This is a genomic window from Curtobacterium sp. MMLR14_010 (genome assembly GCF_001865015.1).
Lineage (GTDB): Bacteria > Actinomycetota > Actinomycetes > Actinomycetales > Microbacteriaceae > Curtobacterium.
The window spans coordinates 17,989-41,770 of record NZ_MJGV01000037.1 but is presented as its reverse complement, the minus strand read 5'-3'; the positions used below and the strand labels follow the sequence as shown (position 1 = coordinate 41,770).

General features: G+C 73.0%; 25 protein-coding genes and 1 tRNA gene. 14 read left to right on the top strand and 12 right to left on the bottom strand.

Annotated features, from left to right (window positions below):
* Positions 1–164: 164 nt before the first annotated feature.
* Positions 165–287, bottom strand: a complete 123-nt coding sequence (gene ykgO, locus BIU98_RS08430; protein ID WP_071274734.1) for a type B 50S ribosomal protein L36 — start codon at positions 285–287, stop codon at positions 165–167.
* A 41-nt stretch (positions 288–328) separates the two neighbouring features.
* On the opposite strand from ykgO, the gene BIU98_RS08425 reads away from it, so the two are divergent.
* The 10 genes from BIU98_RS08425 (at position 329) to BIU98_RS08380 (ending at position 10,647) form a co-directional block, all read left to right on the top strand.
* Positions 329–1,402, top strand: a complete 1,074-nt coding sequence (locus BIU98_RS08425) for a GTP-binding protein (protein ID WP_083393110.1) — start codon at positions 329–331, stop codon at positions 1,400–1,402.
* Positions 1,403–1,488: 86 nt separating this feature from the next.
* A complete protein-coding gene (locus BIU98_RS08420; protein ID WP_071274728.1) occupies positions 1,489–2,394 on the top strand; it encodes a carbon-nitrogen hydrolase family protein in 906 nt (301 codons plus the stop codon).
* Positions 2,387–2,686 (top strand): MSMEG_0570 family nitrogen starvation response protein, encoded by a 300-nt coding sequence (locus BIU98_RS08415; RefSeq protein WP_071274725.1) that lies wholly within the window; start codon positions 2,387–2,389, stop codon positions 2,684–2,686. The genes BIU98_RS08420 and BIU98_RS08415 overlap by 8 nt, the downstream gene beginning before the upstream one ends.
* Entirely contained in the window at positions 2,683–3,948 is a 1,266-nt protein-coding gene (locus BIU98_RS08410; RefSeq protein WP_071274722.1) for an MSMEG_0569 family flavin-dependent oxidoreductase, read from the top strand. The genes BIU98_RS08415 and BIU98_RS08410 overlap by 4 nt, the downstream gene beginning before the upstream one ends.
* Before the next feature lie 25 nt (positions 3,949–3,973).
* Positions 3,974–4,822, top strand: coding sequence for a carbon-nitrogen hydrolase family protein (locus BIU98_RS08405; RefSeq protein WP_071274719.1), 849 nt, complete (start codon positions 3,974–3,976; stop codon positions 4,820–4,822).
* A 178-nt stretch (positions 4,823–5,000) separates the two neighbouring features.
* Entirely contained in the window at positions 5,001–5,549 is a 549-nt protein-coding gene (locus BIU98_RS08400; RefSeq protein WP_071274716.1) for an MSMEG_0572/Sll0783 family nitrogen starvation response protein, read from the top strand.
* A gap of 2 nt (positions 5,550–5,551) precedes the next feature.
* A complete protein-coding gene (locus BIU98_RS08395; RefSeq protein ID WP_254787831.1) occupies positions 5,552–6,625 on the top strand; it encodes an MSMEG_0568 family radical SAM protein in 1,074 nt (357 codons plus the stop codon).
* 1 nt (position 6,626) lies between these two features.
* Positions 6,627–8,066, top strand: coding sequence for an MSMEG_0567/sll0787 family protein (locus tag BIU98_RS08390; protein WP_083393109.1), 1,440 nt, complete (start codon positions 6,627–6,629; stop codon positions 8,064–8,066).
* Between the two features lie 14 nt (positions 8,067–8,080).
* Positions 8,081–9,226, top strand: a complete 1,146-nt coding sequence (locus tag BIU98_RS08385) for an MSMEG_0565 family glycosyltransferase (protein WP_071274713.1) — start codon at positions 8,081–8,083, stop codon at positions 9,224–9,226.
* Entirely contained in the window at positions 9,226–10,647 is a 1,422-nt protein-coding gene (locus BIU98_RS08380; RefSeq protein ID WP_071274710.1) for an AMP-binding protein, read from the top strand. Before BIU98_RS08385 ends, BIU98_RS08380 begins: the two co-directional genes overlap by 1 nt.
* A 90-nt stretch (positions 10,648–10,737) precedes the next feature.
* On the opposite strand, the gene BIU98_RS08375 is transcribed toward BIU98_RS08380, so the two are convergent.
* The 3 genes from BIU98_RS08375 to BIU98_RS08365 form a co-directional block, all read right to left on the bottom strand.
* Positions 10,738–11,607 carry an SMP-30/gluconolactonase/LRE family protein gene (locus tag BIU98_RS08375; protein ID WP_175481320.1) on the bottom strand — a complete coding sequence of 290 codons (870 nt, stop codon included), beginning with the start codon at positions 11,605–11,607 and terminating at the stop codon, positions 10,738–10,740.
* A 35-nt stretch (positions 11,608–11,642) separates the two neighbouring features.
* The gene (locus BIU98_RS08370) at positions 11,643–12,599 is read right to left on the bottom strand and encodes a nucleoside hydrolase (protein ID WP_071274758.1); all 957 of its coding nucleotides are present in this window, start codon (positions 12,597–12,599) and stop codon (positions 11,643–11,645) included.
* A 54-nt stretch (positions 12,600–12,653) separates the two neighbouring features.
* Positions 12,654–12,725 (bottom strand) — tRNA-Gln (locus BIU98_RS08365).
* 109 nt (positions 12,726–12,834) lie between these two features.
* On the opposite strand from BIU98_RS08365, the gene BIU98_RS08360 reads away from it, so the two are divergent.
* Together BIU98_RS08360 and BIU98_RS08355 are read left to right on the top strand one after the other, a co-directional pair.
* Positions 12,835–13,329: a MarR family winged helix-turn-helix transcriptional regulator gene (locus BIU98_RS08360; protein WP_071274707.1), complete on the top strand. Its 495-nt coding sequence runs from the start codon at positions 12,835–12,837 to the stop codon at positions 13,327–13,329.
* Between the two features lie 100 nt (positions 13,330–13,429).
* Positions 13,430–14,752, top strand: coding sequence for a D-alanyl-D-alanine carboxypeptidase/D-alanyl-D-alanine-endopeptidase (locus BIU98_RS08355; protein WP_254787830.1), 1,323 nt, complete (start codon positions 13,430–13,432; stop codon positions 14,750–14,752).
* Between the two features lie 165 nt (positions 14,753–14,917).
* Here BIU98_RS08355 and BIU98_RS08350 read toward each other — a convergent pair whose 3' ends face one another.
* The 8 genes from BIU98_RS08350 to glp form a co-directional block, all read right to left on the bottom strand.
* Positions 14,918–16,798, bottom strand: coding sequence for an ABC-F family ATP-binding cassette domain-containing protein (locus BIU98_RS08350; protein ID WP_071274701.1), 1,881 nt, complete (start codon positions 16,796–16,798; stop codon positions 14,918–14,920).
* 173 nt (positions 16,799–16,971) lie between these two features.
* The gene (locus tag BIU98_RS08345) at positions 16,972–17,667 is read right to left on the bottom strand and encodes a hypothetical protein (protein ID WP_071274698.1); all 696 of its coding nucleotides are present in this window, start codon (positions 17,665–17,667) and stop codon (positions 16,972–16,974) included.
* Between the two features lie 7 nt (positions 17,668–17,674).
* Positions 17,675–18,073 (bottom strand): PLDc N-terminal domain-containing protein, encoded by a 399-nt coding sequence (locus BIU98_RS08340; RefSeq protein ID WP_071274695.1) that lies wholly within the window; start codon positions 18,071–18,073, stop codon positions 17,675–17,677.
* A gap of 86 nt (positions 18,074–18,159) precedes the next feature.
* Positions 18,160–18,939: a hypothetical protein gene (locus tag BIU98_RS19370; protein WP_071274692.1), complete on the bottom strand. Its 780-nt coding sequence runs from the start codon at positions 18,937–18,939 to the stop codon at positions 18,160–18,162.
* Positions 18,936–19,391, bottom strand: a complete 456-nt coding sequence (locus BIU98_RS08330; protein WP_071274689.1) for a molybdenum cofactor biosynthesis protein MoaE — start codon at positions 19,389–19,391, stop codon at positions 18,936–18,938. The genes BIU98_RS19370 and BIU98_RS08330 overlap by 4 nt, the downstream gene beginning before the upstream one ends.
* On the bottom strand, positions 19,388–19,894 hold the full coding sequence (locus tag BIU98_RS08325) for a molybdenum cofactor biosynthesis protein B (RefSeq protein ID WP_071274686.1): 507 nt from the start codon (positions 19,892–19,894) through the stop codon (positions 19,388–19,390). Before BIU98_RS08325 ends, BIU98_RS08330 begins: the two co-directional genes overlap by 4 nt.
* Positions 19,891–20,424, bottom strand: a complete 534-nt coding sequence (gene moaC / locus BIU98_RS08320; protein ID WP_071274683.1) for a cyclic pyranopterin monophosphate synthase MoaC — start codon at positions 20,422–20,424, stop codon at positions 19,891–19,893. Before moaC ends, BIU98_RS08325 begins: the two co-directional genes overlap by 4 nt.
* Positions 20,421–21,677, bottom strand: a complete 1,257-nt coding sequence (glp, locus tag BIU98_RS08315; protein ID WP_071274680.1) for a gephyrin-like molybdotransferase Glp — start codon at positions 21,675–21,677, stop codon at positions 20,421–20,423. Before glp ends, moaC begins: the two co-directional genes overlap by 4 nt.
* Before the next feature lie 105 nt (positions 21,678–21,782).
* Between glp and BIU98_RS08310 the strand changes: the two genes are divergently transcribed.
* Complete coding sequence (locus tag BIU98_RS08310) at positions 21,783–22,610, top strand: MTAP family purine nucleoside phosphorylase (RefSeq protein ID WP_254787829.1); 828 nt, start codon at positions 21,783–21,785, stop codon at positions 22,608–22,610.
* Positions 22,607–23,689: an NAD(P)-dependent oxidoreductase gene (locus BIU98_RS08305; RefSeq protein WP_071274674.1), complete on the top strand. Its 1,083-nt coding sequence runs from the start codon at positions 22,607–22,609 to the stop codon at positions 23,687–23,689. Before BIU98_RS08310 ends, BIU98_RS08305 begins: the two co-directional genes overlap by 4 nt.
* Positions 23,690–23,782: the final 93 nt, after the last annotated feature.

Here is a 23,782-nt window from a genome sequence, read left to right as displayed (position 1 = left end):
CGATCCACCCGCGATGCTCGCTCCGGCAGATCAGGCACGACATCCGCGGAACCACCGAGGTCAGGACCGGCCGGGAGGCTCGCCCCGCGTCCGGCACGTCGGCTGCGCTGAGCCACCCGCGGCTGCGGGCCGACCTGCCGGACCGCACCACGGCCTCCCGGCCGTCAGCCCTGGCGCCCCTTGCCACGTGGGTTGAGCTTGTTGATGACGAAGGTGCGGCCGCGGCGACGGACGACCTGCGCACCGGGCAGCTGCTTCAGGGACTTGAGGGAGTTGCGGACCTTCATGGTGCCTCCTTTTGAGAACTGTTCTCAGTAGAGTAGTCGGCATGGACCACGGAACGGAACACCAGGACCCCACCCGACCCGCGCCTCCCGGCCTGTCCGTGACGCTCGTGAGCGGCCTGCGGACCGACACACGGACGCTCGTGTGCCGACGACTCGCCGGCACGGCGGCCGGGGCCGGGGCCGGACCGGAGCCGTGGCCCGGGACGGAGGTCACGGACGACACCGAGGACAGCGGCGACTTCGCCCTGGTCCTCGCCGACCGCCTCCTCGCGATGGCGCGCGACGGGTCCTCCGGTCGGACGGTCGTCGGACTCGAGCCAGAAGCCGACCTGATGGAGGTTGCGTTCGTCCTCGAGACCGAACTCGACCACCAGCGCGGCGACGGTCCTGCTGTCGAACTGCACGACCTCGTCGCCGTGGTGTCGGTGCAGGACGTGCACCGCTGGCTGCTCTCGCCGGCGGCTGCCCCCGCGACCGACCACGTCACGGCCGAGTTCCTCGCGTCACAGGTCGAGTTCGCGACCGTCGTCGTGCTCACCGACGCCGCGACGGCCCCGCCGGACCAGCTCGACAGCGTGCTCTGGCTGCTGCGACGGCTGAACCCGGACGCCAGCGTGACGGACGTGCCGACAGGGCCGCTCCGCGCAGCTCGGTGGAGCGGTCGCGGGTGTGCTCGTCGCCTCGGTCAGCGGATGGGGTGGACGCGGGCACTCGCCGGGCCCGACGGGGGCGACGCGCTCGTGTTCCGGAACCCGCGGCCGTTCCACCCCGAGCGACTGTTCGAGGCGGTGCGGCACGACCTCGTGCCGCACCGGGTCGGGCGGATCGCACGGTCCCGGGGGCTCGTGCAGCTCGCCACGCGCGCCGGGCAGTACGGGTCGTGGCGCAGCGCCGGGGACACGGTGTCCTTCGACCCGTCGGGGATCTCGAGCTGGGACCCGGACGCGCCCGCTGGGCAGGAGCTCGTCTTCTTCGGCGAGCGCCTCCACCGGGAGCACGTGGTCGGGGCGCTGCACGCCTGTCTGCTCACGGACGACGAGCTGCTCGCGGGCCCAGCGGCGTGGGCCGGGTACGTGGACCCGTTCCCGGTGTGGCCGGTGCAGCACCACCACTGAGACCGGGGACGGCGGCTCGGGCCGTCGTAACGATCTCTCATTCCGACGGAAACCAATCCGAAACACCCGCTGCTCAGACTGGCTGCATGTCCCCCATCACCGTCGCATCGGTCTCGGCGAACTTCACCCGCGACCTCGACCAGAACTACGCGCTCATCGAGCAGACGCTCCAGGACGCGCGGGCGCAGGGCGTCCAGTTCGTGGCGTTCCCCGAGGCGTCGATCGGCGGGTACCTGTCGTCCCTCGGCAACCACGGCGACACCGTGACGACGACGAAGCGGTCGCTCCCCCCGGCGATCCGCCTGGACGGTCCGGAGATCCGGCGGGTGCAGGAGCTCGCCGGGGACATGCTCGTCGCGATCGGGTTCTGCGAGCTCGACGACGACGGCGAGACCCGGTACAACGCGGCGGTCTGCCTCGACGGAGGCCAGGTGTACGGCTCATACCGGAAGGTGCACCAGCCACTCGGGGAGCACATGTCCTACGCCGCCGGCGACTCCTACGCGGCCTTCGACACCCCGCTCGCCCGCGTCGGGCTGCAGATCTGCTACGACAAGGCGTTCCCCGAGGCGGCCCGCATGCTCGCGCTCGACGGGGCCGAGGTCATCGTGAGCCTGTCCGCGTGGCCGGCCGCCCGCACCGCCACGGCCGAGGACCTGCAGGAGGACCGCTGGACCTACCGGCACAACACCTTCGACGTCGCACGGGCGCTCGACAACCAGGTGTTCTGGATGGCGTCGAACCAGTCGGGCACCTTCGGGTCGCTCCGGTACGTCGGCAACGCGAAGGTCGTCGACCCCGGTGGGAACGTGCTCGCGAACACGTTCCTCGAGTCCGGGCTCGCGGTCGCCGAGATCGACATCGCCGGGACCTTCCGCGGCATGCGCGGCGGCATGTTCCACCTCCGGGACCGTCGGCCGGACCTCTACGGCCCGGTGAGCGAGTCCGACGCCGCGTCCGTCAACGGGTGGCGGGAGCTCGCACATGCCTGAGATGCAGTTCGCGGTCCGCTGGCCGGACGGCACGGATGCGTCGTACTACTCGCCGAGTCTCGTGGTGCACGACTTCCTCGACGCGGGTTCGGTCTACCCGGTCGACGAGTTCGTCCGGCGGGCCACCGAAGCGCTCGACATCGCCAGCGAACGGGTCCGGGCGAAGTACGGCTTCGCCTGCACGTCGGCGATGCACACCCAGGAGTCGATCGCGCTGGCCGCGACGCGGAATCCGCTCGGGGACGTGACGGTCACCGCACTCGAACCACCACGCGAAGGGGCACCCGCATGATCCCGACCACGATCCGAGACGGCGAGCACGTCGAGGCGGTCGTCGTCGGCGGCGGGCAGGCGGGCCTGTCCGTCAGCCACGGTCTCGTCGAGGCCGGCGTGCGACACGTCGTCATCGAGCGGGACTCCATCGCCCACGAATGGCGTGACGGTCGCTGGGACGCCTTCACCCTGGTCACGCCGAACTGGCACTGCCACCTGCCCGGGTACCCGTACGACGGCGACGACCCGGACGGCTTCATGACCCGCGACGAGACCCACGCCTGGGTCCGCCGCTACGCCGACACCTTCGACGCACCGGTCGCCGAGGGCGTCGCCGTGCAGCGCGTGCGCCGACGCCCCGACGGGGTGTTCGTCATCACCACGTCCGCCGGCACGATCACGGCCGACACCGTGACGGCGGCGACCGGCGGTTACCACCGCCCGGTCGTGCCGACGTGGGCCGCGCAGGTACCGGCACACGTGCACCAGGTCCACTCGCACGAGTACCGCAACGCGGCGGCACTGCCAGGAGGCCCGGTGCTCGTCATCGGGACCGGGCAGTCCGGCACGCAGATCGCGGAGGACCTGCACCTCGAGGGACGTCAGGTGCACCTCGCCGTCGGTCGGGCGCCGCGGGTCGCCCGGTTCCACCGTGGCAAGGACTGCATGACGTGGCTCGCCGAGATGGGCGTCTACGACATCCCGATCGCGACGCGAGGGCTCGCCAAACGGGAGTCCACCAACCACTACGTCACCGGCCGCGACGGCGGACGGGACGTCGACCTGCGCGCCTTCGCCCGCGAGGGCATGGGGCTGCACGGCCGTGCCACCGGCATCGAGGACGGCGTCGTGCACTTCGACGACACCCTCGCGGCGAACCTCGCACACGCCGACTCGGTGGCGGACTCCATCAAGGACGACATCGACGCGTACATCGCCCGCGAGGGCATCGACGCCCCCGCCGAGGCCCGGTACGTGCCCGTCTGGCACCCGGAACCCGGACCGTCGACACTGCCCCTCGACGAGGTCGCCACGATCATCTGGGCGATCGGGTTCCGCGCCGACTGGTCCTGGCTCGGCGAGCTCGACGTCCTGGACCCCGAGGGGCTCCCCCTGCAGGACCGCGGTGAGACGAGCGTCCCCGGCTTCCGGTTCATCGGGCTGCCGTGGATGCACACCTGGGGCTCCGGACGGTTCCACGCCGTCGCGCGGGACGCCGAGCACGTGGCGGACGCGATCACGCGGACCGTCAGGGCGGCGGTCCCCGAGCCGACGCCCTGAGCCGGCCACGGCCTACGCTGGGGCCGTGACCACCGTGACGATGGCAGCCGTGGCCGCGCACTTCGGGCGGGACGTCAGCCGCACGCTCGCGAAGCTCCCCGGGATCATCGAGCAGGGCCGCGAGCGCGGCGTCGACCTCCTGGTGCTGCCCGACGCCACCATCGGCGGCTACCTGCTCGACCTGCACCACCCGGCGTCCGCGGCCGACGGCATCCCCGAGGCGATCGACCTCGACGGTCCCGAGGTCCGCGCGGTCGCCGCGATGGCCGGGGACATGACCGTCGCGTTCGGGATCTCCGAGCGCGGCGTCGTCGACGGGGCGCCTGTCCGCTACAACACCGCGGTCTGCGTCACCGGCGACGGGGTCCTCGGCACCCACCGCAAGGTGCACCTCCCCCTCGGCGAGTCCGAGGCGTACCTCGCGGGCGACTCCTTCCGGGCCTTCGACACCCCCGTCGGCCGCATCGGGATGCTCATCGACTTCGACAAGACGTTCCCGGAGTCCGCCAGGACCCTGGCGCTCGACGGCGCCGCGGTCATCGCGTGTCTCAGCGCCTGGCCGGCCAGCGTCACCGACCGCTCGGACCGCATCCGGACGGACCGGCAGGCGCACCTGTTCGACCTCTACGACTGCGCTCGTGCCGCGGAGAACCAGGTCTTCGTCGTCTCCTCGAACCAGACGGGCGTGCTCGGCGACCTCCGGTTCCTCGGGCAGGCGAAGATCGTGGACCCCGGTGGCGAGATCGTCGCGAAGACGTGGGCGAAGGGCGGGATGGCGGTCGCCGAGGTCGACGTCGAGGCCACGATCACGCGCGCCAGGCGGTCGCTCGACCACGCGGCGCAGCGGGTCGTCGGGGCGTACCGCCTGAGCTGACGGCCGGCGGCGGCCACGGGCCAGGCGTCGCTCGGCGTCGGGAAACCAGAACGTCATCGACGAAACGCATCGTTGTTCCAGGTGAAACCAGTCCGAAACGGGCCCCGACACAGACTTGGACCACCGCCAGGAGCAACCGCCTGGCGGCACATCCGACGCTGAGCCCTGGGAGCACCCGATGACCGATGCAACGACCGCCGAGACGCCGGACTACGACACGATCGTCGCGGAGAACGCGGAGAAGTCCCGCAACGAGATCGCGCACCCGTCCCTGCCGAAGGGCAGCACCATCTACGGCTCGACCAAGGTGTTCCCCGACTACACAGCGACGCCGGACCAGTACTACTTCCAGCTCGTCCACGGCATCGCGCACGAGTCCTCCGTGTCGTTCGTCGCCGTGCTGCAGGCCACGCGGGCCCTCCGCAAGGGCTTCACGAGCGTCCTCTACTTCTACGGCCCCGGTGCGATGAACTGCATCGCGAACCGCGGCTTCCCGACCACGGGGTCCGACGGGTTCCCGGGCGAGAACAACATCAACAACGCTCTCGAGACCTTCATCGCCGAGGGCGGCACCGTGTTCTGCTGCCGGTTCGGGCTGGCGCTGCACGGCAACCGCGAAGAGGACCTCATCGCGGGCGTGACGCCGTGCCACCCGCTCGACGTCCAGGACGCCGTCATCCACTACGCCCGCAAGGGCGCGATCATCAACAGCACGTACATGGTCTGACCGTGACGATCACGAACAACGGGGCAGTCGGTCACCGCGTCGCCCTCTCGCTGCTCGGGGTCCGTCTCGCCGCCCCCGTGCACCGCGAGGGCGGCGCCGGACCCTCGGACGACGGCCACGTCCTGTTCGAGGGCCTGCAGGCCGCACTGCCCGTCAACGCGACGAGCCCGTACACGGTCGCCGACGGCAAGCTCATGCTCGAGGGCGCCGACCTCGGCCTCTCCGTCGAGCCGGTCTCTCGCCCGCGCTTCTACGACCTGCTGACGGCCGACGGCACCCCGTACGAGCAGATCGCCCGGCTACACGGCGCTTCGGTCCTCGCGACGACCGTCGTGCAGACCTGCATGCGGTACGACGAGGCGGAGCGCTGCCGCTTCTGCTCGATCGAGGAGTCCCTGCGCGCGGGCAGCACGATCGCGGTCAAGACGCCCGCGATGCTGGCCGAGGTCGCCGAGGCAGCAGTCCGGCTGGACGGCGTCACGCAGATGGTGATGACGACCGGCACGTCGAAGGGACGCGACCGCGGCGCCACGCACCTCGCCCGCTGTGTCCGCGCGATCAAGGACCGCGTCCCCGAGCTCGGCATCCAGGTGCAGTGCGAGCCGCCGGCCGACCTGTCGACGATCACCGACCTGTACGAAGCGGGAGCGCGCAGCATCGGCATCCACGTCGAGTCGATGGACGACGACGTCCGGCGCCGATGGACGCCCGGCAAGGCCAGGGTCCCGCTCGACGAGTACCGCGCCGCCTGGCGTGAGGCGGTCCGGGTGTTCGGCTGGAACCAGGTCTCGACCTACCTCATCGTCGGCATGGGCGAGGACCCAGACGAGCTCGTCGCGTCCGCCGCCGAGCTCATCGACATGGGCGTCTACCCGTTCATCGTGCCGTTCCGTCCGATCCGCGGGACCCTGGCGGTCGACGTCGACGGTGCGACCACCCCGCCGCGCGACGTCATGCACGACGTCACCGGTCGGGTCTCCGACCTCCTCCTCGCAGCCGGGATGCGCGGCACCGACCAGGCCGCCGGCTGTGCCGCCTGCGGCGCCTGCTCGGTCCTCAGCACGACGGGAGCCTGACGTGGCGGTCTTCGACGTCCCCGCCCTGACGGGCCCGGCACCGGTCCGTCCCGGTCCGACCACCGACCCGGCCTGGGTCGTCGGCATCGCGGACGCCGACGAGGTCGCCGAGCACCGCCGGCTGCGGCGCGACGCCTTCGTCGGCGAGCAGGGGCTCTTCGCCGGCAGCGACCACGACGACCTCGACGACGACCACCGCACGGTGGTGCTCGTCGCGCGGGCCACCGACGGCAGCGGGACGGTCCTCGGCGGCGTCCGCATCGCCCCCGCCACCATCCGGGACACCGGGTGGTGGACGGGCAGCCGCCTCGTCGTCGCACCGACGGCCCGCAACGCCTCCGGGATCGGCCCCGCCCTGGTCCGAGCGGCCTGCGCCCTCGCGGAACAGCGCGGGGTCCTCCGCTTCGACGCCGTCGTGCAGGAGCACGCGGCCGTCCTGTTCCGACGGATCGGCTGGCAGGTCACCGGCACCGACGTCATCGGTGGGGTGCCGCACCTGCGGATGCGCTGGCCGATCGACCGCTACCAGCGGCTCGTCGACACGACCAAGGCGCACCTCGCCGGGCTCTTCGGCGACGACCGGCCCGGCGGCCAGGGCTGGGTCGGCGACGACGGCGCCCCCGTCAGCGGCACCGACGTCGTGGCGGCCTGCGACGCGATCCTGCCGAGCATGGTCGAGCGCGACCCCGAGTGGGCCGGGTGGTGCGGCGTCCTCGTCAACGTCAACGACCTCTCCGCCATGGGTGCCACCCCCACCGCGCTCCTCGACGCCGTCGCCGGCCGCGACGCCTCCTTCGTCGCCCGGGTCGTCCGCGGGCTCCGCCGCGCAGCCGACGCCTGGGGCGTGCCGATCATCGGCGGCCACACGCAGCTCGGCGTCCCCGCAGCGCTGTCGGTCACCGCGCTCGGTCGCACCACCGACCCGGTGCCGGGCGGCGGCGGGCGGACCGGCCAGCGCCTGACCCTCACGGCCGACCTGACCGGAGGATGGCGCACCGGGCACCGCGGTGCGCAGTGGAACAGCACCGAGGGACGCGACCGAGCAGCGCTCCGCGACCTCGCCGACACGGTCGCCCGAGCACGACCAGCCGCAGCGAAGGACGTCAGCATGGCCGGCATCGTCGGTACCGCCGGCATGCTCGCCGAGGCCTCCGGGTGCGGCGCGGTCCTCGACGTGGCCGACGTCCCGACCCCGCGGCTCGCCGCCACCGCCGACTGGCTCGGCTGCTTCCCCGGGTTCGCCATGCTCACGGCCGACGACCCCGGCGCCGGGCGGATGCGCTCCGCCGCCGCCGTCACCGCCGAGTGCGGCGAACTGACCGCCACCCCCGGCGTCCGACTGCGCTGGCCCGACGGCGAGGAGACCGTCGCGATCTCCGGCTCGGTCACCGGACTCGGCCCCGCCGCGGGGACCACCGCGAGCGCCGCCCTCGCCGGCTGACAGCGCGCCACCCGATGCGCATCGCCCTGCTCACCTACTCGACGAAGCCCCGGGGCGGGGTGGTCCACACGCTCGCCCTCGCCGAGGCACTCGCCGCGGCCGGCCATGACGTGACCGTCGGCACGCTCGGCCGCGGCGGGGACGAGGTGTTCTTCCGTACCGTCGACCCGAGGGTGACCATGCAGGTCGTCCCGTTCCCCGACGCATCCCCCGACGAGACCGTCGGCGAACGGATCGTCCGTTCGATCGAGGCGCTCCGTGCCGGCCTCGACCTGTCCGGCTTCGACGTCGTCCACGCGCAGGACTGCATCTCGTCGAACGCCTGTGAGGGCGCCGTCCGCACCGTCCACCACCTCGACACGTTCACCACCGCGCAGCTCGTCGCCTGCCACGACCGGGCCGTCCTGGAACCGGCCGCCCTGGTCTGCGTGTCCCGATCGGTCGCCGCCGAGGTTCTCACCTCCTACGACCGGTCGGCCACCGTCATCCCGAACGGCGTCGACGCCGCCCGGTTCACCGATGCCGCCGGCGACGGCGCACCGGCCGTCGCCGCCCGGGCAGCGTGGGCCGATCGGCTCGGCCGGTACGTCCTGGCCGTGGGCGGCATCGAACCGCGCAAGGGCACCATCGACCTGCTCCGCGCGTACGACCTGCTCCGGACCCGCGGGCACGACGACGTCACGCTCGTCCTCGCCGGCGGCGAGACGCTGTTCGACTACCGGCCCTACCGCGCCGAGTTCGACGCCCTGGTGCGCGAACGCGGGATCCCGGTGACGGAACTCGGCGTCGTCGACGACCCGAGCCTCCCGGCCCTGGTCGCCGGAGCCGCCGCCTTCTCCTTCGTCTCCACCAAGGAGGGATTCGGCCTGGCGGCCATGGAGGCGCTCGCTGCCGGCGTCCCGGTGGTCGCGCGCGACCTCCCCGTCCTCCGCGAGGTGTTCGGCGACACCGTCGCCTTCGCCGGGGACGTCGACGGCATCGCCGACGCACTCGAGTCCGCGCTGCGCGACCCCGCCGACCCGCTGCCCGGACGCGCGCTCGCGACGGGGTACTCGTGGACCGCCGCCGCCGCGGCGCACGTCGCGCTGTACGACCAGCTCCTCGACCGCTCCGGCGGTGCACCGATCGGTCGGATCCGGTCCGGCGCGGTCCCGGCCTGATGCGCGTCTCGATCTCGCGGGCCTTCACCGTGCTCGCGGACGAGGACCCGGACCGGCTCGCCGTCGACGACGGCACCACCCGGTTGGACCGTCGGGCGCTCGAGGAACGGTCCAACCGGCTCGCCTGGCTCCTCCTGGAGGCCGGGGTCACCCCCGACGCGTTCGTCACGGTCATCGGGTCCAACACCGTGGACACCGTGGTCGCCACCGTCGCGGTCTGGAAGGCCGGTGCGACCCCGCAACCGCTGTCGCCGCGGCTGCCGCCGCACGACCGCGACGCCGTCCTCGATCTCGTCCGACCGGCGCTCGTCCTGACCGATCAGCCGATGGCGCGGCACCGGTCGATGCCCCTCACAGGCTGCGGTGTCGGCGCCGGGGACGTCGCCGTGCTCCCGGATGCCGCCGCCCGCTCCTGGAAGGCACCGACCTCGAGCGGGAGCACCGGTGCCCCGAAGGTCGTCGTCGCCGCGGCCTCGGCGCACGTCGACCGGGACGGACGGGTCGCCGCGTTCGTCCCCGGGCACGCGACGCAGCTCGTCGCCGGTCCGCTGCACCACGCGGCGCCCTTCGTCTACGCGATGCGCGGCCTGATGACCGGGCACGAACTGGTCCTGCTCCCCCGTTTCGACGCCGCGGCCTGGCTGGCGGCCGTTGAACGGCACCGGGTCACGTGGGCCATGGTCGTGCCGACGATGATGTCGCGGATCACGGCGCTCGGTCGGGAGCGTCTGGCGGGCGCCGACGTGTCCGCGCTCGAGTCCGTCCTGCACATCGGCGCCGTCTGCCCGCCACACGTGAAGCGCGCCTGGATCGACTGGCTCGGCCCCGACCGTGTCGTGGAGGTGTACTCCGGCACCGAGTCGAACGGGCTGACGATGATCACCGGGCGGGAGTGGGTGGAGCGGCCGGGCTCCGTCGGGCGAGCGGCCGGAGGCTCGTCCGTCCGCATCCTCCGACCGGACGGCACGACCGCCCGACCGGGCGAGATCGGACGCATCGAGTTCACCCGACCGGGTCCTGCCACCTACCGGTACCTCGGCCGACCGGAGCCCGACGCCGACACGTGGCACGGGCTCGGGGACATGGGCCACCTCGACGAGGACGGGTGGCTGTTCCTGGCCGACCGCGCCGACGACCGGATCGTCTCCGGCGGCGTCGACGTCTGGCCGGCCGGGGTCGAGTCCGTCCTCGAGACCCACCCCGCCGTCCGCTCGTGCGTCGTCGTCGGGGTGCCGGACGACAACCTCGGCGAGCGGGTCCGCGCGGTCGTCGACATCGGGGAGCACGACCTCGACGAGACGGATCTCGCCCAGTGGGCCGCCGAGCGTCTGGACCCCGAGCGGCGGCCCCGCGAATGGGTCATCGTCCGCGAACCGCTGCGCGATGACACGGGGAAGGTGCGCCGATCCCGCTGGCGCTGAGTGAGCGGTGACCAGCCGGCCGTCCACCGGACGGGAGGCTCGTGGCGGCGCCGCCACGAGCCTCCCGTCCGAGGACCGGTCGAGGACCGGTCAGGGACCCGGAACCGTCACCCGGACCGCGCTGATGCGTCCGTCGCGCGTCTGCGCGGTGGTGGCCGGGTCGTAGCTGTCGGCGGTGGCCAGGTAGAGCGTGCGCCCGTCCGGACCACCGAGCGCGCAGTCGACCGCGCAGCGTCCCGGTGCGTCGATGCGGTCGGTGACCTCGCCGCCCTCGACCACGCGCAGGAACTCCCCGGTGTCGACGGAGCACACCCAGATGGCGCCCTCGGCGTCGACGGTGCTGCCGTCCGGCGTGATCCCCTGCGGGAGTGCCGCCCACTCGCGGCGGCCGGTCAGGGACCCGTCGGCCTCGATGTCGAACGCCGTCAGGCGGCCGCCCCAGGTCTCGCTGACGACCAGCGTGCGGGTGCCCGGCAGGACGTTCGCGCTGTTCGGGAAGACCAGCTCGTCGGCAGCCAGGCGGACGGAGCCGTCGGGCTCGACGACGTACAGCGGACCGGGGCGGAGCTCCTCGCCGGCGTACAGGTCGTACCCGAACGCGCCGACGTAGGTCCGGCCGGTGGCTGCATCGACGACGAGGTCGTTGATGAGCGACGACTCGATCGGGGACAGGTCTGCGAACACGCTCTGCAATCCGTCGGGCTGCACCGCGACGAGCGTCCGGGCCTCCATCGCGCTGACGATCAGGCGGCCGTCCTGCAGCCAGCCGAGGCCCGACGACTGGCCGTCGACCGTGGCCTCCAGGCGTGGTCCTTCGTCGGTGGTCGGGTCGAGCGAGAAGACCTCGCCCGTGTGCATGTCCGAGTACCAGAGCCGGCCGTCGTGCCAGCGGTTGCCCTCGGGGAAGCGGATGCCGGTGACGACGTCCGTCGCGGTCGTGGAGTCCAGGGTGATGTGCACGCGATCAGCCTGCCAGGCCGAGCAGGGAGCGAACTTCAGTCGGCGCGCCCGGTACCGACGAGCCGCTCGAGCAACACGGGTGCGAACAGCTCCCTCACGGTCAGCACCACCCGCACGGGCCTGCGCGTCGCCGAGCCGTCGGTTCGGAGGTCGGCGCGCGTCCGGCCGCGATCGGGGCCGTGCCCACCAGTCACCAGGACCGGGACGTCCAGCGTGTTCGTGACCTGGGACTCGCCAGACAACACCGCGGCTGCGAGCGGGTCGTGCAGGATCGCCACCCGGGAGCCGTAGACCGTCGCGTAGAAGTCGAAGTAGGTGTCGAGCATCTTGCCGATGCTCGCGTACGGCGCTGGTGCGAGGAGCAGCTCGTCCAGGTGCTCCTGCAAGAAACGGTGGCCGGTCGTCACGTCGAGCGGGACGAGCGTGACCGCCCAGTCTGCTGCGAAGACGGCGTCGGCTGCCTCGGGGTCGTTGTGGATGTTCGCCTCGGCCAGGGGCGTGACGTTCCCGGGCACCAGGAACGCACCACCCATGACGATGACGTCCCGCACGAGACGGGGCAGGTCGGGCTCGATCTCGAGCGCACGAGCCAGGTTCGTCAGCGGCCCGATCGCGAGGACCCGGATCTGACCGGGATGCTGCCGAGCAAGCGTCACCAGCAGGTGTGCCGCGTCCTGCTCGTGCGTTGCACGCAGACTCGGCGGCAGCACCACACCACCGATGCCGTTGTCGCCATGCACGTGCGGAGCCCCACCGCTGTAGGCGCGCGTCGTGAAGTCGTGCTCGCCGATCGCCACGGGGACGTCTCCGAGCCCGAGGACGTCGAGCAGGTCGAGGGTGTTCCGCGCAGCGGTGGCGGCGTCGATGTTGCCCGACACGGTACCGACCCCGACGAGCTGCAGCGAGGGGCTCCGGGCGAGGTACGCGATCGCGAGCGCGTCATCGATGCCGGTGTCGCAGTCGAGGAAGACAAGGTCTCGCGGTTCGGGCACGTGCGGTTCTCCGATCAAGGGCCAGACGAGGGCCGTCATGCACGAGGCCGCGAGCTCCGCCTCCAGGACTCGAACCCAGACCTAACGGCACCAAAGGCCGTCGTGCTGCCATTACACCAAGGCGGAACGCGCACGGAGGCGCTCGTCCATCTTCCCATGGGTCGGGCGGTGACCGTGCCTGGGTCGTCCGTGCGCCGCAGTGGCCGTGCGCAGCCCGACCGGCCATGATGGACGGATGCCGGACCAGGACGAAGTCGATCGGATCGTCGCGGCCTGGGGACGGCAGCGGGACGACCTCGACTTCGCGCCGCTGCAGGTGCTCTCCCGGGTGGACCGGCTCGCCCGACACCTCGACCGGGCACGTCGGGCGGCGTTCGACGCGAGCGGCACGGAGCCGTGGGAGTTCGACGTCCTGTCGGCACTGCGGCGCGCGGGTGACCCGTTCGAGCTCAGCCCGAAGACGTTGCTGCAGCAGACCCTGGTGTCGAGCGGCACGATGACGAACCGGGTGGACCGGCTCACGGCACGCGGGCTCGTGGCACGCCGGACGGACCCGAGGGACGGCCGCGGCATCCTCGTGTCGCTGACCGATGCCGGGCGGAGCGCGGTGGACTCGGCGATCGCGGACCTGCTGCAGGCCGAGCGGGACATCCTGACCGTCGTGTCCGCGGGCGAGCAGGACCAGCTCGCGGGGCTGCTCCGCCGGTTGATCCTCGGCCTGGGCGACTGAGACCGCCCCACCCGACTTCGTCCGATCGGACGACCGAGGAGTCCTCGCTTCACCCGGCCGGACGATGCAGGGCGAGTCCGTCCGACCGGACGATGGACGAGTGACCACCCCCCGCTCCTTCCTCCGCCGCTACCCGTACGTCGTCGCCCTCGTCGCGGTGCTCGTCCTCGTCCTCGGCGGCCTGACCGTGGCGGTGACCGCGATCGGCACAGCACCCGGTCGAGCGTCCGCGGCCGAACAGCGCTGCACCGCGGACGACCTCGCCGGCAGGTGGTCCTCCGGTCAGCTGCACCTCGATGCCCGATCGGTCCGGACCGGGGCGACGGTCATCGCCGTCCGCGGGGACGAGCCGACGCAGACCGGCAGCACGATGAAGGTCGTCACGGCCTCGGCAGCGCTGACGGCCCTCGGCGCGGACCACCGCTTCACCACCAGGGTGGTCAGCGGAGCGGCCCCGGACGCCGTCGTCCTGGTGGGCGGGGGCGACCCGACGCTCAGCCGGCTGCCCTCCGGCCAGGACGGCGTCTACCCGGGCGCCCCGCACCTCGACGACCTCGCACGCCAGGTCCGCGCGGCACACCCCGGGCCGATCCGGCTCGTGCAGGTCGACACCGCCCTGTTCGACGGACCCGCGTGGCACCCGAGCTGGACGGAGAGCGCCCGCACGAGCGGCAGCGTCTCGAACATCACCGCGCTCATGGTGGACGGCGACCGGGACGACCCGACCGAGGCGTACTCGCTCCGCAGCGACACCGCCGTCTCGCGCGCGGCAACGTCCTTCGCGGCCCTGCTCGGCCCGGACGTCCAGGTCGAGACCGCCTCCGTCGCCGTACCGAAGGCCGCGACGACGCTCGGGTCAGTGCGGTCGGCGACGGTGTCGGAGCTGGTCGGGACGCTGCTCACCCACTCGGACGACACGCTCGCCGAGGTCCTCGCCCGGCACGTCGCCGTCGCCGAGGGCACCGGTCGCTCGTTCGACGCCATCCAGGCCGGCACCACGACGGCGCTCCGGCACGCCGGCGTCCCGACGAGCGGCCTGCGCCTGGTCGACGGCTCCGGGCTCAGCGGGGACAACCGCGTGCCGGCGGCGTTCCTGACGCAGCTGATGCGGGTCGTGGTGCAGCACCAGGACGGCCTCGCCCCGGTCGACGCCGGACTCGCGGTCGCGGGGAAGACCGGCACGCTGGCGGAGCACGGCCGCTTCACCGGCCCCGCGAGCGACGCCCGCGGGCGCGTCCGCGGCAAGACCGGGACGCTCGACGACATGTTCGGGCTGACCGGGGTGACGGACGAGGTCGGCGGTGACCGCATCGTCTTCACGGTCTTCGCCGAGGGCACCGGCAACGCCGAAGCGCGTCAGGAGATCGACCGGCTGGCCGCCTCCCTGTGGCGCTGCGGCGGCGACGCCCCGACCCTCCACTGAGCACGTCGCGCCCGGCCGTGGACATCGCGCCCCGTCACATCGGGGCGCGACGTCCACGCCGGGGCGCGACGGGCAGCGGGCACGGGGCGCGACGGGCAGCGGGCACGGCGCAGCCGGCACCGGCACCGGCACCGGCACCCAGCCGCCGCCGCAGCCGCCCCGGGACTACACCCCGAGCTGCTCCGCGATCTCGAGCCAGCGTTCCTCGAGCTGCTCGATCTCGGCCTCCAGCGCAGCGAGCTTCGCCTGCAGCTCCCCCAGCCCCGCGTAGTCCGACTGGTCGTGCGCCGCGAAGAGGTCGAGCATGGTCTGCCGGTCAACCCCCAACCGGGCGATCCTGCGGTCGAGCGCCGACATCTCCTTCTCCACCGTCCGACGCTCCGACCCCGACAACCCGGACGAAGCCGCAGCGGACCCGCCGGACGCGACCCCGTGCCCTGCACCCGGCCCCGAGGCGGTGGTGCCGGACCCCGACCCGGCCGTGTCGGGCCTCCCGGCCGTGGCGGCGGCAGCCGCAGACGCGGTCCCACCACCGGTGCCGGCCGCGCGGAGCCGCATGTACTCGTCGACGCCGCCCGGCAGGTGCCGGAGGTGACCGCCGAGCACGGCGTACTGCTGGTCGGTGACGCGCTCGAGCAGGTACCGGTCGTGCGAGACGACGAGCAGGGTGCCCGGCCAGGTGTCGAGGAGGTCCTCCATCGCGGCGAGCATGTCCGTGTCGAGGTCGTTCGTCGGCTCGTCGAGGATGAGCAGGTTCGGCTCGTCGAGCAGGATGAGCATGAGCTGCAGGCGGCGCTTCTGCCCACCGGACAGGTCCTTGACCGGGGTGGAGAGCTGCTCGGCCGTGAAGCCCAGGCGCTCCAGGAGCTGCGACGGCGTCATCTCCTTGCCGTCGGCGACGTAGCTGGTCTTCTTGCGCGCGACGACCTCGCGGACGCGGTCGTTCGCGAACTGCGCCAGGTCCGCGAGCTGCTGGTCGAGCACCGCCACCTGCACGGTCTTGCCGGTCTTCACCCGGCCGGCGGTCGGCTGGAGCCGGCCCGCGATGAGCGCGAGGAGCGTCGACTTGCCCGCGCCGTTCGGCCCGAGGATGCCGGTGCGCTCGCCCGGGGCGATGCGCCACTCGATGCTGCGGATGGTGGGCTCGTCGGCACCCGGGAAGGTCAGGCCGACGTCGAGCAGGTCGACGACGTCCTTGCCGAGGCGCGCCGTCGCGGTCTTCGCCAGCGCCACGCCGTCGCGGATCGGCGGGACGTCGTCGATCAGCGCGTTCGCCGCGTCGATGCGGAACTTCGGCTTGCTCGTGCGGGCCGGCGCACCGCGACGGAGCCACGCGAGTTCCTTGCGCGCCAGGTTCTGTCGACGCTGCTCGCTCGAGGCGGCCTGCCGGTCACGCTCGACGCGCTGCAGGATGTAGGCCGCGTAGCCGCCCTCGAAGGGCTCGACGATGCCGTCGTGCACCTCCCACGTGTCGGTCGACACCGCGTCGAGGAACCACCGGTCGTGCGTCACGACGACGAGCCCGCCCTGGTTCGCCGGCCAACGCCGGTTGATGTGCTCCGCGAGCCACTGGATGCCCTCGACGTCCAGGTGGTTGGTCGGTTCGTCGAGGAACAGCACGTCCCAGTCGCCCACCAGCAGCCGTGCCAGCGCCACCCGCCGACGCTGTCCACCCGACAGGTCGTCGACGGTCACGTCCCACGGGATGTCCGACACGAGTCCGCCGATCACGTCGCGGATCTTCGGGTCGCCCGCCCACTCGTGCTCCGCGCGGTCACCGACGACCACGCTGCCGACGGTCTCGCCCGAGGGCAGCTCGTCGCGCTGGTCGAGCGACCCCACGGTCACCCCGCGGCGGTGCGTCACACGGCCGGTGTCCGGGTCGAGGCGCTTGGACAGCAGGCTCAGGAGCGTCGACTTGCCGTCGCCGTTCCGGCCGACCACGCCGATGCGGTCACCCTCGTCGATGCCGATGGTGACGCTGTCGAAGACGGTGCGGGTGGGGAACTCGAGATGCAGGTTCTCGGCGCCGAGGAGATGTGCCACCCGTCAAGGGTAGGCGGTGCGGAGGCGGGGTCGGGGCGGGCTCCGGTTGGTGCGAGGGTGCCCACACCGTGCGAGGTCATGCCGCCGCACGGGGCGGCCAAGCTCGCACCGGCCGGCTGCGCGCGCACCGTGCGACCCGCACGTGGTCCCGACGGACAGCCGGGAGGCTCGGCTCAGCTCCCCGACGCCGGCTCGCCCCCGTCAGCAGGGTGCGCGGCGAGGAAGGCGCGCCAGCGTCGGCGTTGCACGAAGAACGCCACGATGACGACGACATAGAGCACCAAGGCACAGAGGAAGAGGGTTCCCGTCCACCGTCCCCAGTCGTTCCAGACCTGACCGACCGTGACCAGGAGGAGCCCGCCGAAGGTCCAGCCCGACGACCTGACCTGGTCGAGCCGGAGCGTCGCCAGCCGTCGGAGTGAGCGGCGGCGGGAGGGGTCCGCCCGTTCGCGCCCCGCGAGGGTCCGCCGGATGGACAGGCGCTCGCTGCGCGGCATCCCGGCTATGGCCTCCGGAGGGGGCATGATCGTGCCGCGTGATCGAGCCATCACGATCAGGCCTGACACGAGCATCCCGTAGCCGAACACGAGCAGTGCGGCGTAGACCACCGTGCCCACCACACTCGACGAACCCGGAGCAGGCTCCCGGGCAGACGGACCCGAGCTTATGCCCAGGTCAGCGGCGAACCACCCGGCGGCCACCCCGCCGACGAGGACGAGCGCCAGGGCACCCAGGATCCAGGGCAGGCGACGACGGCGTGCAGCCCGACGGGCGCGGTCGTCCACCAGACCCCCGTCGAGGCGGCGGTCGATCGCGTCCCACTGCTCGTCGGTGACGACGTCGGTCGCGTAGGTGGTCTCGGTGGTCATCAGCGGGTCAGATCGACGAGGCGCTGTCGCCCTCGCCAGCGGCTTCCTTGGCGCGCTTGAGCCGGGCCTTGGCCTCCCAGAACTCGATCTCGCGGTCGAGTTCGGCGAGCTCCTGCTCCGTCGTGGTCACGCGCCGGTCGCCGTGCGCCGCTCGGGCGTGGCCGAGGGTGGGGTGCTGGTCCTCGTGGCGGTTCGGCTCGATGTAGCGGCCGTGGTTGCGAGGACCGGGAGCCCAGTCGTGCCCGATCGCGAACCACACGACACTGCCGACGACGGGCACCAGGATCACGAGGATGACCCACGCGATCTTCGGCAGCCCGCGGATCTGGTCGTCCGTCTTCGTCAGGATGTCGATCAGTGCGAACACCAGCAGGACGATGGTGACCCCGGACAACAGCACGCTCATGACGTCGAATCCTATGGATCAGCGGTGAACTGCGCCACGCACCTCTTCGTGGGGTGCGGTTCTCCGCGGCGAGCCCTGCGGTGTTCTCAGGATCGCAGCCCTCGGCGGCGGAGGTACCGGTCTGCGAGGCGGCGCCGCCACCACGTCGTCACGAGTGCTGCGAACCAGACCACGACCGCCCCGGCCCAGAGGAGCGAGGAGTCGTGCTGCAGGACCACACCGCTCGTCCCCGTGATGGCGGCACCGGCGGTGTACACGGTGCCGCCCGCCTCGGCACGGCGGAGCGCGACGGCGTCGACCACCGATGCGCGGTCCTCGGGTGCGTTCGAGCGACCGTTGACCGCACGACGGACGGCCTGTCGTTCCCGGGACGTGAGCGCGGCGATGATGGCGTCCTCGTGGAGGCGTGCCGCTGGGTGCATCCGCCGACGAGCGCGCCCTCGGAGGAGTCCGACGCCCCCGAGCACCGCGCCGAGCACGAGGACGGCGACGGCCACGGCGGCACGCCAGCCGGACGGCACCGGCGCGAGGAGCATCGCGACGGCCACGACGGCCACGACCGTCGCCGCCACGAACGCAGCGTTCGCCATGCGGGACTCGTCGGGGCCGGGCGGGACGGCCAGGACCTCGTCGGCGACGGCAGCGGCGGCCTCCCACCGGAGCGACGCGGCGACGACACCAGGCGCCTGGTGTTCCGCTGCCGTCGGGTCCGCGGTGTCCGCCGGATCCGCGGTGTCCGCCGAGTCCGCGGTGTCCGCCGAGTCCGCGGTGTCCGCCCGGTCCGCGGTGCCCGCCCGGTCCGCGGTGCCCGCCCGGTCCGCGGTGTCCGTCGGGGCGTCGGTCGTGGTCCCCGGTTCCCCGGTCACAGGGACGCGACCCATTCGTCGGTCCCGTCGGCGAACCGCTGGTGCTTCCAGATCGGGGTGCGCTCCTTCACCAGGTCGATGAGCGCGGCGCAGGCGGTGAACGCGTCCGCCCGGTGCGACGAGGACACGGCCGCTGCGAGTGCCACGTCCCCGACGACGAGCGCCCCCACCCGGTGCAGGACGGCGACGCGAACCCCGGGGTGGTCGGCTGTGATCGTACGGGCGACCTCGGCGATGACACTGCCGGCGCTCGGGTGCTGTTCGTAGTCGAGCGCCGTGACGCCCTTGCCGCCGTCGTGGTCGCGCACCACGCCCGCGAAGGTCACGACGGCGCCGTCCTGGTCGGTGGCGACGACTGCGGCGACCTCGTCCACCGTGATCACCCGGTCGACGACTTCGGCGACGACCACGCGGTCGGCGCTCTGGTCGGCAGTGCCGTCGAGCGCGGTCACGACGTGCTCCGGGGAGCGTGGCCCTCGCCGTGCAGCTGTGCGAGCAGGTGGTCGAGGAGTCCGTCGAGGACGTCGAGCCCGTCGGACACCCCGCCGCGGGACCCGGGCAGCGTGACGACGAGCGTTCTGCCGGCGATGCCGGCGACGCCGCGGCTCAGCAGTGCGGTCGGTCCGGCCCCAACGAGACCCCGGCGTCGGATCTCCTCGACGATGCCGGGCAGCTGCAGGTCGAGCAGGGGCGCCACTGCCTCGGGCGTGCGGTCGGTCGGCGTGACGCCGGTGCCGCCCGTGGTGATGACCACCCGGGCCTCGGCGAGGAGCTCGCTCGTCACCATCGCCGCGATGGGCCCGCCGTCGGCGACGATCACCGGCTCGGGGACCGCGAAGTCGTGCTCGCGGAGCCAGGCCGCGATCACGGGCCCGGTGCGGTCGAGGGCGGGATCGGCGGCCGCCTGGGTGGACACGACGACGACCGCGGCTCGGCCTCGGCTGAGCAGGTTCATCGTGCGCTCCAGTCCCCGGACCGGCCGCCGTGCTTCTCGAGCACGCGGACGTCCGTGATCGTGGCCGTGCGGTCGACGGCCTTGACCATGTCGTACACCGTGAGGGCGCCGACGCTCGCGCCGGTGAGGGCCTCCATCTCCACGCCGGTGCGGGAGGTGGTGCGGACGGAGACCTCCACGACCACGCGGTCGCCGGCGCCGGTGATCTCGACCTGGACGCCAGCGATGGGCAGCGGGTGGCAGAGCGGGATGAGGTCGGAGGTCTTCTTCACCGCCATGATCGCGGCGATGCGGGCCGTCCCGATGACCTCGCCCTTGGGCAGGGAGCCGTCGAGGATGCGCTCGACGACGTCCGGACGGGTGACGAGCGTCGCGGTGGCCGTCGCGGAGCGGTCGGTGACGTCCTTCTCCGAGACGTCGACCATGTGCGCGCTGCCGTCCGCACGGACGTGGGACAGGTCGTCGGACGCGGACGCGGACGCGGACGCAGTCGCGGACGCCGGATCGGAGGCGGTGGTGTCGTCGGTCATCGGAGGCTCCAGACGGTCAGGGGGTCACCGGGCGCGACGGCCGCGGTGCCGACGGGTACGTGCACCAGGTGCGTGGCGTCGGCGTAGTGGGCGAGGAGGTGCGAGGACGGACCACCGACGAAGTGCACGTGGCCGTCCTGCACCCGACCGCGACGGACCTGGTGCTTGCCCTCGGGCGACGCGGCAGCGGACGCCGCGGGTAGCACCTGCGTGACGCGCGACTCGGGCATCCGGGCGGCACGGGCGAGCAGCGGGCGGAGGAAGACCTCGAACGACACCAGCGCCGACACCGGGTTGCCCGGGAAGGACACGACCGGCACGGGACGCCCCGCGATCGACACGGTGCCGGATGCCTGCGGACCACCCGGCTGCATCGCGACCGGCGTGACGGCGAGCCCGCGGGGTTCGAGTGCCTGACGGACGACCTCGTAGGCCCCGGCACTGATCCCGCCGGTCGTGAGCACGAGGTCGGCCCAGTCCCCCACGGCGGCATCGAGTGCGGCAAGGAAGCGCGGTTCGTCGTCGGGCACGCGCGCGATCCGCGACTCGACCCCGACCTCGGCGAGCGCCGCCCGCAGCGCGATGCCGTTCGCGTCGTTGATCGCGGCACCGGCGCCGGCAGCACCTGCGAACCCGGACAGCTCGGAGCCCGTCGACACGACGAGCACCCGCGGTCGTCGGACCAGCTCGACCTGCGTGACGCCCGCAGCAGCCAGCGCACCGAGCACGGCCGGTGTCAGCGCCGCCCCTGCTGCGACGACCGGTGCGCCGAGTGCCAGGTCGGACCCGGTGGTGCGCACGAAGGTGCCGGGAGCCAGGTCCGTCGGCACCTCCACCGTGGTCAAGGACAGTGCCGCGGGGAAGACCCCGGGCGCGGTGGCCTCGACCGGGAACACGGCGTCCGCGCCGTCGGGGATGCGCGCACCGGTCATGATCGGCGCCGCGGTGCCGGGGGTCAGCGGCGCGGGGACGACGCCGGCCGGGATCGGCTCGGCGACGCGCAGCGTCGTGCCGGCGTCCGCGGACCGCACCGCGAAGCCGTCCATCTGGCTGTTGTCGAACGGTGGGAGCGGCATCGGTGAGCCGACGGCTCGTCCGAGCACGCGGTACCCGTGTCCGGCGCCGGTGTCGGCAGCGAGGTCGTCGACGAGCAGGGCCTCCAGGCTGTCGTCCCCGACCACGTCTGCCAACGTGAGCAGCGCGGGTGCGACGAGGGCTTCCAGCTCGCGCTGGTGCTGACCGATCGTTCGCACGGCTGCCTCCGAAGGACTCGATGCGGCCCACCCGGCCGCCTGTCAGTAGCGTAACCAGCGCGCTCGGCGCACCCCTGACGATCCGGAGGACCTGTGGAGAACGACGTGACCGCGAACATCGGTGTGATCGGAGGCTCCGGCCTCTACGAGCTCTTCGCACCGGGCACCGCAGACGAGATCGACGTCCCGACGCCGTTCGGGGCGACCTCGTCCCCGATCACGGTCGGCACGATGGCGGGGAAGCGCGTCGCCTTCCTGACCCGGCACGGGCGGGAGCACTCCGTCGCACCGCACCGCATCAACCACCGCGCGAACCTGTGGGCGCTCCGGTCCCTCGGCGTCCGCGCGATCGTGTCGTCGAGCGCCGTCGGCGGCCTGCACCCCGACTACGCACCCGGCACCTTCGTCGTGACGGACCAGCTCATCGACCGCACCTGGGGGCGCGCCGACACGTTCTTCGAGGACGCCGTCCAGCACCTCTCCTTCGCGGACCCCTTCGACCCGGTGCTCCGCCGGGCCGCGGTCGAGGCGGTCGCGGGCCTCGACGTCCCGTTCCGCCCGACCGGTACGTGCGTCGTGATCCAGGGCCCCCGCTTCTCGACCCGCGCGGAGTCGGTCTGGCTGCGCGAGGCCGGCGGCCACACGATCAACATGACGATGACGCCCGAGGTCCCGCTCGCCGCGGAGCTCGGCATCGGCACCGTCAACCTGTCGTTCGTCACCGATGCCGACGCCGGGCTCGCGCCGACGGAGGACGAGGCCGCGGCGGAGGCACCCGTCTCCCACGCGATGGTGATGGAGCGCCTCGCCCGCGCGAACGAGGTCATCGTCCGCGCGATCGGGTCGATCGTCGCCGCGGTCCCCGACGACTACACACCGCGCGAGCTCGTCCCCGCGGCGGCCAGCGCGAGCGTCATGGCGGTCGGCGCGTGAGCCGCCTGCTGGTGACCGGCGGTGCGGGCTTCATCGGCTCCGCCATCGTCCGTCGCGCCCTGGCCGACGGGCACGAGGTGCGCGTCCTCGACTCGCTCCGCTCCGACGTGCACGGTGGCGTCGACGGTGGGGTCGCCGCGGTGGCGGCCGACCACCAGGCCCGCGGGGTCGAGTTCATCCAGGGCGACGTACGCGACCGGGTGGCGCTCGACGCCGCCCTCGACGGCATCGACGTCGTCTGCCACCAGGCCGCGAAGGTCGGCCTGGGCGTCGACTTCCAGGACGCCCCCGACTACGTCTCGAGCAACGACGCCGGCACGGCCTGCGTACTAGCAGGGATGGACCGGCTCCACATCCTCCGACTGGTCGTGGCGAGCTCGATGGTCGTCTACGGCGAGGGCGCCTACGCCACGGCGACCGGTTCACCGATGCGGCCGCCGGCCCGTCGCCGCGAGGACCTGGACGCCGGGCGCTTCGACCCGATCGGTCCCGACGGGCAGCCGCTCGTCCCCGGGCTGATCGACGAGTCCGCCGCCCTCGACCCGCGGAACGTCTACGCGCAGACGAAGGTCGCGCAGGAGCACCTGGCCTCGTCCTGGGCCCGGGCCACCGGCGGCCGGGCGATCGCGCTCCGGTACCACAACGTCTACGGACCGGGCATGCCCGCGAACACGCCCTACGCGGGCGTCGCCTCGCTGTTCCGCAGCGCGATCGCCCGCGGCGAGGCACCCCGGGTCTTCGAGGACGGCGCCCAGCGGCGTGACTTCGTGCACGTGGACGACGTCGCTGGGGCGAACCTCGCCTCGATCGGTGCGACCGAGACCATGCCAGCGGACTCCTTCCGGGCGTACAACGTCGGCTCGGGCACGGTCCACACGATCGGTGACATGGCCGCGGCGATCGCCGGGACGGCCGGGTTCGAGCCCGTCGTCACCGGGGAGTACCGGCTCGGGGACGTCCGGCACGTCACGGCGTCGTCGGCGCGGATCGCGGACGAGCTCGGGTGGCGCGCGGAGGTCGACTTCGAGCGGGGCATGCGCGAGTTCGCGGACGCTCCGCTGCGGGCGGCGGTGGGCTGAGCGCGGCCGCGGGCTGCCGAGCGGCCGGCGCCGGGGCCGGCGCGGCAACCGGTCTCGGTCCGGTGCGGCTGAGTGGTCAGGGTCCGTCGCTGC

Excerpts from the sequence above, each read along its gene's own strand:
- BIU98_RS08410 (WP_071274722.1), top strand. The coding sequence starts at position 2,683 with ATGATCCCGACCACGATCCGAGACGGCGAGCACGTCGAGGCGGTCGTC.
- BIU98_RS08385 (WP_071274713.1), top strand. The coding sequence starts at position 8,081 with ATGCGCATCGCCCTGCTCACCTACTCGACGAAGCCCCGGGGCGGGGTG.
- BIU98_RS08325 (WP_071274686.1), bottom strand. The coding sequence starts at position 19,894 with ATGAACCTGCTCAGCCGAGGCCGAGCCGCGGTCGTCGTCGTGTCCACC.
- BIU98_RS08415 (WP_071274725.1), top strand. The coding sequence starts at position 2,387 with ATGCCTGAGATGCAGTTCGCGGTCCGCTGGCCGGACGGCACGGATGCG.
- BIU98_RS08360 (WP_071274707.1), top strand. The coding sequence starts at position 12,835 with ATGCCGGACCAGGACGAAGTCGATCGGATCGTCGCGGCCTGGGGACGG.
- BIU98_RS08380 (WP_071274710.1), top strand. The coding sequence starts at position 9,226 with ATGCGCGTCTCGATCTCGCGGGCCTTCACCGTGCTCGCGGACGAGGAC.
- ykgO (WP_071274734.1), bottom strand. The coding sequence starts at position 287 with ATGAAGGTCCGCAACTCCCTCAAGTCCCTGAAGCAGCTGCCCGGTGCG.
- BIU98_RS08400 (WP_071274716.1), top strand. The coding sequence starts at position 5,001 with ATGACCGATGCAACGACCGCCGAGACGCCGGACTACGACACGATCGTC.
- BIU98_RS08425 (WP_083393110.1), top strand. The coding sequence starts at position 329 with ATGGACCACGGAACGGAACACCAGGACCCCACCCGACCCGCGCCTCCC.
- BIU98_RS08340 (WP_071274695.1), bottom strand. The coding sequence starts at position 18,073 with ATGAGCGTGCTGTTGTCCGGGGTCACCATCGTCCTGCTGGTGTTCGCA.
- BIU98_RS08345 (WP_071274698.1), bottom strand. The coding sequence starts at position 17,667 with ATGACCACCGAGACCACCTACGCGACCGACGTCGTCACCGACGAGCAG.
- BIU98_RS08420 (WP_071274728.1), top strand. The coding sequence starts at position 1,489 with ATGTCCCCCATCACCGTCGCATCGGTCTCGGCGAACTTCACCCGCGAC.
- moaC (WP_071274683.1), bottom strand. The coding sequence starts at position 20,424 with ATGACCGACGACACCACCGCCTCCGATCCGGCGTCCGCGACTGCGTCC.